Annotated in this window: 12 protein-coding genes; 1 reads left to right on the forward strand and 11 read right to left on the reverse strand. The window is 72.9% G+C overall.

What is annotated here, in order from left to right:
* Positions 1-127: 127 nt before the first annotated feature.
* The 10 genes from lgt to JAV76_RS07940 all read right to left on the reverse strand — a co-directional run bounded on the left by lgt (position 128) and on the right by JAV76_RS07940 (position 10,879).
* On the reverse strand, positions 128-1,024 hold the full coding sequence (lgt, locus tag JAV76_RS07895) for a prolipoprotein diacylglyceryl transferase (RefSeq protein ID WP_198733496.1): 897 nt from the start codon (positions 1,022-1,024) through the stop codon (positions 128-130).
* A complete protein-coding gene (gene trpA, locus JAV76_RS07900; RefSeq protein ID WP_198733497.1) occupies positions 1,021-1,839 on the reverse strand; it encodes a tryptophan synthase subunit alpha in 819 nt (272 codons plus the stop codon). The genes lgt and trpA overlap by 4 nt, the downstream gene beginning before the upstream one ends.
* The gene (gene trpB / locus JAV76_RS07905; protein WP_198733498.1) at positions 1,836-3,080 is read right to left on the reverse strand and encodes a tryptophan synthase subunit beta; all 1,245 of its coding nucleotides are present in this window, start codon (positions 3,078-3,080) and stop codon (positions 1,836-1,838) included. Before trpB ends, trpA begins: the two co-directional genes overlap by 4 nt.
* Before the next feature lie 77 nt (positions 3,081-3,157).
* A complete protein-coding gene (trpC, locus tag JAV76_RS07910; protein ID WP_198733499.1) occupies positions 3,158-3,970 on the reverse strand; it encodes an indole-3-glycerol phosphate synthase TrpC in 813 nt (270 codons plus the stop codon).
* Between the two features lie 181 nt (positions 3,971-4,151).
* Positions 4,152-4,424: an HGxxPAAW family protein gene (locus tag JAV76_RS07915; RefSeq protein WP_198733500.1), complete on the reverse strand. Its 273-nt coding sequence runs from the start codon at positions 4,422-4,424 to the stop codon at positions 4,152-4,154.
* 95 nt (positions 4,425-4,519) lie between these two features.
* Positions 4,520-5,149: a Trp biosynthesis-associated membrane protein gene (locus tag JAV76_RS07920; RefSeq protein WP_198733501.1), complete on the reverse strand. Its 630-nt coding sequence runs from the start codon at positions 5,147-5,149 to the stop codon at positions 4,520-4,522.
* Positions 5,146-6,720: an anthranilate synthase component I gene (locus tag JAV76_RS07925; protein WP_198733502.1), complete on the reverse strand. Its 1,575-nt coding sequence runs from the start codon at positions 6,718-6,720 to the stop codon at positions 5,146-5,148. Before JAV76_RS07925 ends, JAV76_RS07920 begins: the two co-directional genes overlap by 4 nt.
* The gene (gene hisI, locus JAV76_RS07930) at positions 6,717-7,187 is read right to left on the reverse strand and encodes a phosphoribosyl-AMP cyclohydrolase (protein ID WP_198733503.1); all 471 of its coding nucleotides are present in this window, start codon (positions 7,185-7,187) and stop codon (positions 6,717-6,719) included. Before hisI ends, JAV76_RS07925 begins: the two co-directional genes overlap by 4 nt.
* A 36-nt stretch (positions 7,188-7,223) precedes the next feature.
* On the reverse strand, positions 7,224-9,065 hold the full coding sequence (locus tag JAV76_RS07935; protein WP_198733504.1) for an ABC transporter ATP-binding protein: 1,842 nt from the start codon (positions 9,063-9,065) through the stop codon (positions 7,224-7,226).
* Positions 9,062-10,879 (reverse strand): ABC transporter ATP-binding protein, encoded by a 1,818-nt coding sequence (locus JAV76_RS07940; protein WP_198733505.1) that lies wholly within the window; start codon positions 10,877-10,879, stop codon positions 9,062-9,064. Before JAV76_RS07940 ends, JAV76_RS07935 begins: the two co-directional genes overlap by 4 nt.
* Before the next feature lie 69 nt (positions 10,880-10,948).
* Here JAV76_RS07940 and JAV76_RS07945 point away from each other — a divergent pair, with 69 nt between their 5' ends.
* Complete coding sequence (locus JAV76_RS07945) at positions 10,949-11,614, forward strand: TIGR03085 family metal-binding protein (RefSeq protein WP_198733506.1); 666 nt, start codon at positions 10,949-10,951, stop codon at positions 11,612-11,614.
* Here the strand turns inward: JAV76_RS07945 and hisF are convergent.
* Positions 11,611-12,384: an imidazole glycerol phosphate synthase subunit HisF gene (gene hisF, locus JAV76_RS07950; RefSeq protein ID WP_198733507.1), complete on the reverse strand. Its 774-nt coding sequence runs from the start codon at positions 12,382-12,384 to the stop codon at positions 11,611-11,613. The two genes, JAV76_RS07945 and hisF, sit on opposite strands and share 4 nt — an antisense overlap.
* Positions 12,385-12,400: the final 16 nt, after the last annotated feature.

Consider the following 12,400-nt stretch of genomic DNA (forward strand, 5'->3'; position numbering starts at 1 on the left):
CCGTCCTCACGGAGTGCCCACGGAGGGTGGGCTCGTCTTGGCTGGGAAAGATCTGCGGGACGTCGTCGGCCCTGGACATGACGACAGGCGCCGACGTTCGTCGACGCTCGATCGATCATCGTTCATGTCAGGCCGGCGTGGGTTCTGACCGGTCGACATCCTCCGGGTCCGGCGTGGCGGCCGTGACCCAGACACTCTCTTCACGCCCGGGGTTCCGGCGCCCGACAACGACGAACGCTATCAATGCCCCGATCCCGACGACGACGGACGTCCACACGTTGAGTCGCAGCCCGAGGACCAGCTCCGCGGGGTCGATCCGCAGCATCTCGATCCACAGGCGTCCGATCGTGTACGTCAGTACGTACAGCCAGAATACGCGACCGTGGCCGAGCCTGAAGCGCCTGTCCAGGACCACGATCAGCGCGGCCGCGGCGAGGTTCCACAGGAGCTCGTAGAGGAACGTGGGGTGGAACAGCGTGCCGGGGTCATGGTCGATCGGCAGGTGCGCGGCGTCGATCTCCAGGCCCCACGGCAGCGTCGTGGGGCCGCCGAAGAGCTCCTGGTTGAACCAGTTCCCGAGCCGTCCCACGGCCTGCGCCACGAGTAGGCCGGGGGCGAGGGCGTCGGCGAACACCGCGAACCGTACGCCGAGACGCCGGCACCCGATGTAGGCGCCCACGGCGCCGAGGGCGACGGCGCCCCAGATGCCGAGCCCGCCCTCCCAGATGGCGAAGGCCTTGAGCGGGTCGCCGCCTTCCCCGAAGTACGCGTCAGGCGAGGACACAACGTGGTAGAGGCGCCCGCCGACGATCCCGAAGGGCACCGCCCAGAAGGCGATCTCGTAGACCTGGTCGGCCTCGCCGCCGCGCGCCTTCCAGCGACGGTCGGTCATCCACGCCGCGATGAAGATCCCGGCGAGGATGGCGAAGGCGTAGGCGCGCAGCGGAACCGGCCCGATGTGCCAGGTCCCCTGGCTGGGGCTCGGGATCGACGCCAGGACCGTGACGCTCTCGACGACGCTCACGCGACACCCCCGTCGACGCGAGCCGTGCGCACACCCTCCGCCAGTCCTGCGGCGACGGCACGCATCGCGTCGACCCGCTGCGTGAAGGTCCCCTCGCCCAGGAGCGGCCGGACGAACGCCGACCCGACGATGACCCCGTCGGCGTAGCGCCCGACCTCGGCGGCCTGCTCCGGCCGCGAGACGCCCAGCCCCACGCACACCCGCTCCGCACCGGCGGCGCGGGTGGCCGCGACGAGCTCCGACGCCCGGGCACCCACCGTCGCCCGCTCGCCGGTGACCCCCATCGTCGACGCCGCGTACACGAACCCGCGGGAGGCGGCGGCCGTCGACGCGAGGCGTTCCGGCGTCGAGCTCGGGGCCACCAGGAACACCTTGTCCAGGCCGTGCGCGTCCGCGGCGGCGGTCCACTCCGCGGCCTCGTCAGGGATGAGGTCCGGGGTGATGAGCCCCGCTCCCCCCGCTGCGGCGAGGTCCCGGGCGAACGCCTCGACGCCGTACCGCAGGACGGGGTTGAAGTACGTCATGGCGAGCACCGGCACACCGTGCCCGGAGACCGCCTCGAGAACCCGGAAGACGTCCCTGACCCGCGCACCTGCCGAGAGCGCGACGTCGACGGCGTGCTGGATGGTCGCCCCGTCCATGACGGGGTCGCTGTACGGGATGCCGAGCTCGATGATGTCGGCACCGGACTCGATGAGCGCCTCGACGGCGACGACCGACTCGTCGACCGTGGGGAATCCCACGGGGAGGTACCCGACGAGGGCGGCGCGCCCCTCGCCCTTGAGCTCGTCGATCCTCAGCGCGGTGGCGCTCATGCGTCCACCCCTTCCGCACCCAGGTCGGCACCGGCGTCCACGAGCTCGAACCAGCGCGCGGCGGTGGCCACGTCCTTGTCCCCCCGGCCGGAGAGGTTGACGAGGATGATCTCCTCGCGTCCGGCCTCCTGCGCCTCACGGCCGAGCCGCATCGCACCCGCCAGGGCGTGGGCGGACTCGATGGCGGGGATGATGCCCTCCGTACGGGACAGGAGGCGCAGCGCCTCCATGGCCTCGCTGTCCGTGACCGGCCGGTACTCGGCCCGGCCGATGCTCGACAGGTACGAGTGCTCCGGCCCCACGCCCGGGTAGTCGAGGCCCGCGGAGATCGAGTGGCTCTCCTTCGTCTGGCCGTCCTCGTCCTGGAGGAGATAGGACCGTGCGCCGTGGAGCACTCCTGGAACGCCACCGGTGATGCTCGACGCGTGCCGCCCTGTCGACACACCGTCACCGCCGGCCTCGAGCCCGACGAGACGGACGGCCTCGTCATCGAGGAACGCGTCGAAGATCCCGATCGCGTTGGACCCTCCCCCGACGCACGCCGCGACGACGTCGGGCAGACGCCCGACGAGGTCGAGCATCTGCTGCCTGGCCTCGACACCGATGATCCGCTGGAAGTCGCGCACCATCGCCGGGAAGGGGTGCGGTCCGGCGGCGGTGCCGAAGACGTAGTTCGTGGAGTCGACGTTGGTCACCCAGTCGCGGAGCGCCTCGTTGATGGCGTCCTTGAGCGTCCGGGATCCGGTCGTCACCGGGACGACCTCGGCACCCAGGAGGCGCATGCGCGCGACGTTGAGCGCCTGGCGCTGCGTGTCCTCCTCGCCCATGTAGACGACGCACTCGAGGTCGAAGAGGGCGGCGGCCGTGGCGGTCGCCACCCCGTGCTGGCCTGCACCCGTCTCGGCGATGACGCGCTTCTTGCCGATGCGCTTGGTGAGGAGTGCCTGCCCGAGGACGTTGTTGATCTTGTGCGAACCGGTGTGGTTGAGGTCCTCGCGCTTGAGGAAGACCCGTGTGCCGCCCGCGTGCGCAGCGAAGCGGGGCACCTCGGTGATGATGCTCGGGCGGCCGCTGTACGACCGGTGGAGGTCCGCGAGCTGGGTCGCGAACCCCGGGTCCGCGACGGCCCGCTGGTACTCGGTGTCGAGCTCGTCGAGCGCCGCGATGAGCGCCTCGGGGACGTATCGTCCACCGAACTCGCCGAAGTACGGCCCTTGCAGGTTCTGCAGGGATTCAGGCACGGTCGTGTCCTCCTTGGTACGAAGTACGTCCCGGCGCGCGGGTGTCGCGTCGGCCGGTCTGCTGGCTACGGTGGAGATCAGTGACGCACGGCACGCAGCGACGGGTGGGACCCTGCCGCCACGAGGTCCGCGACCGCCGAGCGTGGGGACTCCCCCGTGACGAGCGCCTCGCCGACCAGGACGGCGTGCGCCCCGGAGCGGGCGTAGTCCATGACGTCGTGGGGGCCGCGGACACCGGACTCGGCGACCAGGACGATGCCGTCGGGGACGGACGGCGCGAGCCGCGCGAAGAGGCTCCGGTCGATCTCGAGCGTCTTGAGGTTGCGCACGTTCACGCCCATGAGGCGAGCTCCGGCGTCGACGGCCCGCGTGACCTCCTCGGGGGTGTGGACCTCGACGAGCGCCGTCATCCCCAGTGAGTGGACGCGCTCGACGAGCGACTCGAGGACCGTCTGCTCGAGGGCGGCGACGATGAGGAGCACGAGGTCCGCGCCGTGCGCCCGCGCCTCCCACACCTGGTAGGGCGAGACGACGAAGTCCTTGCGGAGGATCGGCACGTCCACCGCAGCACGCACGGCACGCAGGTCCGCGAGGCTCCCCTTGAACCGTCGCTCCTCCGTGAGCACGGAGATGACCGACGCCCCGCCCTTCTCGTACTCGCGGGCGAGGGACGCAGGGTCGGTGATGGGCGCGAGGGCCCCCTTGCTGGGGCTCGACCGCTTGACCTCGGCGATGACCGCCACGGCGTCCTTGCCGCTCAGCCGCGTGAGGCACTCCACCGCTCCGGGCTGACGCCGGGCGGTCTCCTTGAGGACCGCGAGCGGCGTCGCGGCCTCCCGGACCGCGAGGTCCTCGCGAACTCCGACGATGATGTCATCGAGTACCGTCATGACGCCTCTTCTCCCCGAACACCTGACCACGACCGACCGCAGCGCCCCGTCCGTCGACGCCCTGGGCACCTGTCGTCCCGCGCCGTCGGAGGAACCGCACCGTGCCATCGTAGGGCCGCTCCGGCGGGCGGTCGGCAACTCGACGACCCGTGAGACGCGGACACGGCTCCGCGGACGCGCGTCAGCGACGCTCGTTGGGGTCCGTGGTGCCGAGGCGAGGCTGCCCGTATCCCGCCACGGACAGGACCTTCCCGCCGAGCGCTCCCACGAGGACGATCGCAGCACCGACCCACACGAGCCACACCATGGCGAAGCACATCGCGACGCCCGCGACGACGGAACCGAGCACCACCACGCCCGTGGTGAACCACGCGGCGCGGGTGTGACCGTGGTTGGCCGGGGGCACCGACGGGGGCAGGTAGGAGAGCTCGGTGCGAGGAGAGTTGTCAGCCATCGATCGTGCCTTTCATCGAAACGTGGACCCAGCCTATCGAACGGCAGCAGCACCGCTGGACGTGGGGTGGAGGATGCCCGCGGCGGCCCGGCCCGTCAGGTCGGGTCGTCGCCGTGGGTGAGAGCGTCCCAGGCGTCGCGCTCGTCGAGCACGGCGTCGCCCGCCGGCTCCCGCGAGCCGGCGGACCGGACGGCACCCTCGGAGCTCTCGGCAGCCACGGGGGTGGCACCGACGCCCGGGGCGGCGTCGTAGCGGCGCGACCTCCCGTCCCACCGACCTGCCCCGAGCGCGGCCGCCGTCGCGAGCACGACGAGCAGCACCCCCAGGACGACCGTGAGGAACGGTGCCACCCCGACGTCCACCTCGCCGACCGGGCCGACCACGCCCGTGACCTCGGCGACGGCGGACCGTGCCGGCCCCTGGGGATCGGTCACCACGAGGACCGCGGAGGCGGCGACGACGAGCCCGCCCAGGGCTACCGACCCGAGGACCACCCAGCGACCCGCACGACCCACGAGGCCGAGGGCGAGGCTCGCGGCGAGGACCACGAGCGCGGCCGCGGTGACTCCCGGGGCCGCCTGCGTCCCGGTGACGGTCACCGACACCTCCTCGCCGAGCGCGGTGCTGCTCGTCGTGGTGATCCAGGCGGGGACCGCGCTGAGCAGCGCCGCACCACCGAGGAGCACCCCGGAGAGGACCGCAGTCCTCCTGGTGGGAACCCTCACCGTCGTGCCCGGAGACGGCTCGCGATCTGCACGGCACGCACGGCCGCCGCGGCCTTGTTGCGCGACTCCTCGTACTCGAGCGCGGGCACGGAGTCCGCGACGACGCCCCCGCCGGCCTGGACGCTCGCACGGTCGCCGCGGATGAGCGCGGTGCGGATCGCGATGGCCATGTCCATCGTCCCGTCGAAGCTGAAGTACCCCACGGTGCCCCCGTAGATGCCACGGGACGCGGGCTCCACCTCGTCGATGAGCGCGATGGCGCGCGTCTTGGGCGCCCCCGAGAGGGTCCCTGCGGGGAAGGTGGCCCGCAGGACCTCCAGGGCGGACGCCTCGGGACGCAGGTGACCCACGACCGTCGAGCAGATGTGCATGATGTGGCTGAACCGCTTGATGGCCATGAACTCCACGACCTCGACGCTCGTCGGCTCGCACACCTTGACGAGGTCGTTGCGGGACAGGTCGACGAGCATGATGTGCTCCGCGACCTCCTTGGGGTCGGCGAGGACCTCCTCGCCGAGCCGCACGTCCTCCTCCGGCGTGGCGCCGCGCGGACGCGACCCGGCGATCGGGAAGGTCACCACGCGCCGGTCGGCGACCTTCACCAGGGTCTCGGGGCTCGACCCGACCACCGCGAAGTCGTTCCCCTCGGCGTCGACGAGCTGGAAGCAGTACATGTACGGGCTCGGGTTGATGGTCCGCAGCACGCGGTACACGTCGAGGGGCGAGGCCGTGCACTCGAGGTCGAGGCGCTGGGAGAGCACCACCTGGAAGACCTCCCCCTCGGTGATCGCCTCCTTCCCGGCGACGACGGCCGCCTCGAACTCCTCCCGGGTGGACCGGAACTCGAGGGTCGGCTCAGGCGCGTCCGCGAGGACGCGCAGCACGTCGGCCCCGCCGCCGCCCGCGCCTGCGACGAGCCGCGCCTCCATGTCGTCGAGCCTCGCGACGGCGTCGGCGTGCGCCTCGTCGACCCGTTCGTCGGTGTCGTCGAAGTTGATGGCGTTGGCGACGAGCCACACGCTTCCGTCGACGTGGTCGACGACCGCGAGGTCGGTGGCCAGCAGGAGCGTCATCTCGGGGACCCCGAGCTCGTCCGGCGCCGTGGCGGGCAGCGTCGGCTCCCACCGGCGCACGACGTCCCACCCGAGCGCGCCCACGAGGCCACCGGTGAGCGGGGGCAGCCCGTCGACCGCCTCGGTGTGCAACGCACGCAGCGTCGCGTCGAGGACCTCCAGCGGGGGGCCGGACACGGGGATGCCCGCCGGGACGTCACCGGACCACACGGCCTCGTCGTCGCGCACCGTCAGGGACGCGCGCGAGCGCACGCCGATGAACGAGTAGCGCGACCAGCTCCCGTCGATCTCCGCGGACTCCATGATGAAGGTGCCGGGACGCCCGCCCGCGAGGGTGCGATAGAGCCCCACGGGGGTGACGTCGTCCGCGAGGAGTCGCCGCACGACGGGCACGACCCGTCGTGACTCCGCCAGCCGGCGGAACTCCCCGAGGTCCGGCCAGCTCGCGCCCCAGGCGAGGGAGCCGACGCTCGGCGGGGTGGTGCTCGTCGTCGTCATCGTCCGTGCTCCTCGTCCGTCGTCGTGCTGGTCGTCATGGTCGGTACGGGCGCCTGGTCGGCCCTGCCGGCGCCCTCCCCCGGCGCGGCGACCACGGCACCGAGGTCACCTCCCGTGAGGAAGCACGTCCGCTCCCCCGTGTGGCACGCCGCACCCACCTGGTCCACCCGGACCAGGAGAGCGTCGCCGTCGCAGTCGAGCGCGACGCTCCGCACCCACTGGACGTGCCCGGAGGTGTCCCCCTTGCGCCAGTACTCCTGCCGGGACCGGGAGTAGAACGTCACGCGCCCGCTGGTCAGCGTGCGCGCGAGGGCCTCGTCGTCCATCCAGCCGAGCATGAGGACCTCACCGGTGTCGTGCTGCTGCACGATCGCGGCGACGAGACCGGCCGGGTCACGGGAGAGACGAGCGGCGACGGCCGGGTCGAGAGAGCTTTCCGGGGTGCGGGGCGCGTGGGTCGTGGACACCCGAGAATCCTCCCACGTCGGCGGCCGTCGGCGGGGTCAGTGCGCCTGCGCCACCCACGCGCCGTGCATGCCGGCGTACACGCCTCCGCGCGCGACGAGCTCGGCGTGGCTGCCGACCTCGACGACGCGCCCCTGATCCATCACGACGACGAGGTCTGCGGCCTCGGCGGTGGACATGCGGTGGGCGATGGTGATGGTGCTGCGCCCGTGCGTGAGCGAGTCGAGGGCACGGGCGAGCCGCACCTCCGCCGCGGGGTCGACGGCCGAGGTGGCCTCGTCGAGGACGAGTAGGTCGGCACTCGCGAGGTACGCGCGCGCCACGGCGACGAGCTGCCGCTCCCCCGTCGACAGCGCCTCGCCGCGCTGACCCACCTGGGTGTCGAGCCCGTCGGGCAGGTCGGCGACCCAGTCCTCGAGCCCGAGGTCGCGGAGGGCGTCCGCGAGCATGCCCGCCGTCCGCGGGTCGTGGGACGGCTCGCCCGACGGGTCGGAGCCGCGGTGACCGTAGGCGATGTTCTCCGCGAGGGTGCCGTCGAAGAGGAAGCCCTCCTGGGGCACCATCACCACACGCTCCCGCAGGTTGCCGGCGGGGACGTCCCGGAGGTCGACGCCGTCCAGGAGGACGCGACCGCGGGTGGGGTCCATGAGCCGGGTGACGAGCTTGGCGAGCGTCGTCTTCCCCGAGCCGGTCGCCCCCACGACGGCGACGCGGGTGCGTGCCGGGAGGCTGAGGTCCACGTCGTGCAGGACGTCCGGACCGCCGGGGTAGGCGAAGGCGACGCCGGAGAGCTCGACGGCGGCCGGCCCGCGCGGCGTCGTGGTGCCCGACGCGCCGCGGTCGGCGACGAGCACGGGGGTCTCGAGGACCGCCAGGACGCGCCGCCAGCCGGCGACGGCGTTCTGGAGCTCGTTGAGGATCTCGGTGGCCATCTGGACCGGCTGGGTGAAGACCTGGACGAGGAAGAGGAACGCGACGAGCTGCCCGATCGTGAGGCCTCCGCCCACACCGAGGAACGCCCCGACCACGACGACGACGCCGAGGACGAGGTTGGACACGAGGACGCCCGAGGAGAAGACGACGCTCACGAGCTTCTGGGCACGGACGGCTGCTCGACGGTGGTCCTCGATGGCGGCGTCGATGCGGCGCTCCGTGCGGCGGGCGACGCCGTAGGCGCGGATGGTCTCCGCCCCGACGACGGCCTCCGAGACCGCACCGAGCATGGCGCCGACCTTCGCCCGGACTGCGGTGTAGGCGACGCTGACGCGTCGCTGCGCGGGTCCGAGGAGGAAGAACAGGGGCACGTAGCAGGCCCAGACCACGAGGGTCAGCTGCCACGAGAAGACCGCCATGAGCACGGTCGCCGCGGCCAGCTGGAGGACGGACACCAGGAGCAGGATCCCGCCCCACTGGACGAACAGGGAGATCGTGTCGACGTCCGAGGTCACGCGGGACACGAGGGACCCGCGTCGCTCCGTGCTCTGCGACAGCACGGACAGGTCGTGCACGTGGCGGAAGGCCTGCACCCTCAGGCTGGCGAGCCCGGCCTCGGTGGCGCGGAACAGCCGGACGTTGACCAGGGTCGACGACAGCCCGGCCGCCAGGAGGAGCACCGCGGCGCCGGCGACGAGCCAGACCACACGACGGCTGTCCACGCCGCCGTCGGCGAGGATGCCCGTGTCGATGGTCTGCTGGACGGCCAGCGGCACGACGACCCTGCCGCAGGCGGCGACGACGGCGAGCAGGAGGGTGAGCAGCGCGCCGTCGAGCATCTCGGGCGACACCTGGAGCCCGCGCCGGAGGGTGGCGAGGACGCCCAGGCCGCTCGTGGACGCGATGGACCCGTGGTCCGCAGCGGGCTCGTCGGCCTGCGTGCTCATGCTGTCTCCGTTCGGCGCGCGGCCTCGCGCTGGTAGGCGAGCGCGAGGTCCCGGTACCCGTCGTCGCGGACGAGCAGCTCGTCGTGCGTGCCCTCGTCGACGACGGCGCCGCCCTCGAGGTGGACCACGTGGTCGGCGAGCGCGACGCTCGACATGCGGTAGGCGACCATGACGACGGTGGTGCCGGTGCTCGACCGGAGCCCCGCGAGGATCGCCTGCTCGATCTGGGGGTCGACGGCGGACGTCGCGTCGTCGAGGACGAGGAGGCGGGGGCGGCGGACGAGGGCCCGTGCGAGGGCGATGCGTTGACGCTGGCCGCCCGAGAGGTTGGCGCCCCTCTCCCCGAGGGGGGAGTCGAGGCCGTCGGGGAGCGCGCGGACGACGTCGGCGACGCGCGCGGTCTCGAGAGCCGCCCACACCTCGTCGTCGGTGGGGCTGTCGTCGTCACCGACGTCGCGGAGCGTGACGTTGGCCCGGATGGTGTCCTCGAAGACGAACGTCGTCTGCGCGACGAACGCGACGGTGCTCGCGAGCGAGCCCGGCGCGACGGTGCGCGCGTCGGTCCCGTCGAGGAGGACGCGGCCCTCGCTGGGGTCGGAGAGGCGGCTCAGGAGGGACACGAGGGTCGTCTTGCCGGCCCCGGTGGACCCGACGACGGCGACGGTGCTCCCGGCGGGGACGTGGAGCGAGACGTCGCGCAGGAGGTGCGCGGGCCCGGTGGCCGTGGGGACGGTGACGTCCACGTGGTCGACGCGGACGTCGAGACCCTCGGGTCGCGCGCCGGCCTCGTCCAGGAGGACCGTCCCGGGGGCGAGCGCCCCGCGTGCGTCCATGACCTGGCTCACCCGGTCGTGACCGACGAGCCCGCGCGGGAGCTCGCCGAGGACCCAACCGAAGGCGCGGACGGGCACGGCGAGCATGGTCACCAGGTAGGCGGCGGAGACCACCTCGCCGGTGTCGACGTGGCCGGCGGACGCCCTGAGCGTGCCGACGAGGAGGACGAGGAGCGTCCCGACCGACGGGAGGATCTCGATGACCGGGTCGAACACGGCTCGCACCGAGCCGACGCGGACGTTCGCGTCCTTGAGCGTCGCGGTCCGCTGCGCGAACCTGCGCTCCTCACGGCCCTCGGTACCCAGCGCCTTGACCAGGACGCCGGCCTCGAAGCTCTCGTGGGCGACGTCGGCGACCTCCGCGCGCAGCTGCTGGGCGCGGGTCGCTGCAGGTGACATGTGCTTCTGGAAGACGACGTTCGCGAGGATCGCTGCGGGGACGACGACGAGCGCCGCGACGGCGAGCCACACGTCGAGCCGCAGCAGGGCCCCGGCGGCGACGAGGATCATCACGCACACGCCGAGCGCGAAGGGCAGGGGGTTGAAGACCCCGGTGGCGGCCTCGACGTCGGAGCTGACGTTCGACAGGAGCTGGCCGGTGGGGTGGGCGCGGTGCCACGACATGGGGAGCTCGAGGTACCGGCGCGTGACTCCTCTGCGGTGCCGTGACTGGAGGTTCGCCATGCCGATCCCGGCCCAGATCCTCCGTGCGGCGACGCTCCCGGCGAGGGCGACCGCGACGGCCGCGAGCGCGGCTCCTCCGGCCCAGGCGCGGGAGGCCGGCTCGTCACCCGCGAGCACCGGGACGACGACCGAGTCGGTGACCGCGCCGAGGACCTGGCTCACCGCGACGGTGAGGCCGCCGAAGAGGGCGGACGCCGCGATGGCCCACCCGTAGACGCGCGGCTCTGCCTTGATCCCCCGGGCGACGAGCACCGCGGAGCGGCGCGCACGGGACCCCTGGAGGGCATGGGGAGTCACGGTCGTCCTTCCTGTGGGATGGAGCGATCTTCTCACAGCGCGACGCCGCGGGCCGTGCCACGATGTCCTATGCCCACCGATCGCAGGACCTCGCAGGACACGCCGTGGAACGTCCAGGAGCGCGCCGAGCTGGTACGTGCGCTCACCGAGGCAGGACCTGGTGCCCCGACGCTGTGCGAGGGGTGGCGGACCGAGCACCTCGCGGCGCACGTCCTCCTGCGTGACCGCCGACCCTGGTCGGCGACCCCCGGAGGCATCGACGCGCTCGCCGCGCGGAGCAGGACCCCTGAGGGTTTCGCCGCACTCGTCGCCGACGTCGCCGAGGCCCCGCCGCTCTGGGCGCCGGGCCGGTGGGCGGGCGAGCTCGTCAACGTCCTCGAGCTCAGGGTGCACACGGACGACGTGCTGCTCGCCGGGCCGGACCCGACGTCGGGCAGGCGTGAGCTCTCGGACGCGCACCGGGACGCCCTGTGGCGTCAGCTGCGCCTCGGCGCGAGGCTGCTCTACGCCCGGGCGCCGGTCGGTGTGGTCCTCGTCGTGCCGGACGGGCCGCGCGCTGCCGTGCGCAAGCCGCCCGCCCGTGGCGGGCACGGGACGGTCGTCGTCCGCGGACAGGTGGAGGAGCTCGTGCTGCACGCGTTCGGTCGGGGCGCGTCGGCGCGCGTCGTGGTCGAGGGGTACGACGAGGACGTCGCCGCTCTCGCCGAGCGTTTCCCCGGACCGTCGTCCGTCTAGAGCCGTACGGTCACGCCGTCGTCGGCCATGGTGGCCTTGACCTCGCCGATGGTGAGCTTCCCGAAGTGGAAGACGCTGGCTGCGAGGACGGCGTCCGCCCCGGCGCCGGCCGCTGCCGAGAAGTCGCGTGCGGAGCTCGCGCCCCCGCTGGCGATGAGGGGCACGCTCACCTCGGACCTCACCGCGGCGAACATCTCGAGGTCGTAGCCCTCGTAGGTGCCGTCGGCGTCCATCGAGTTGAGGAGGATCTCACCGGCCCCGAGGGCTGCTGCGCGCACGGCCCACGCCACGGCGTCGATCCCCGTGCCGCGTCGCCCCCCGTGGGTGGTGACCTCGTATCCGGAGTCGGTGGTGGTCCCCTCGAGGGTACGGCGCGCGTCGACGGAGAGGACGAGCACCTGGCTGCCGAAGCGGTCGGCGATCTCCGAGACGAGCTCGGGGCGCGCGATGGCCGCGGTATTGACCCCGACCTTGTCCGCGCCCGCCCGCAGGAGGCGGTCGACGTCCTCGACGGAGCGCACACCTCCCCCGACGGTGAGCGGGATGAACACCTCCTCGGCGGTGCGGCGCACCACGTCGTAGGTGGTCTCCCGGTTGCCCGAGGACGCCGACACGTCGAGGAACGTCAGCTCGTCGGCGCCTTCGGCGTCGTAGCGCCGTGCGAGCTCGACCGGGTCGCCCGCGTCCCGGAGGTTCCCGAAGTTCACGCCCTTGACGACGCGGCCTGCGTCGACGTCGAGGCAGGGGATGACACGGACGGAGAGGGTCATGGCTTCGGCTTCCTGG

Source organism: Sanguibacter suaedae (assembly GCF_016342785.1).
Taxonomy (GTDB): Bacteria; Actinomycetota; Actinomycetes; order Actinomycetales; family Cellulomonadaceae; genus Sanguibacter; species Sanguibacter suaedae.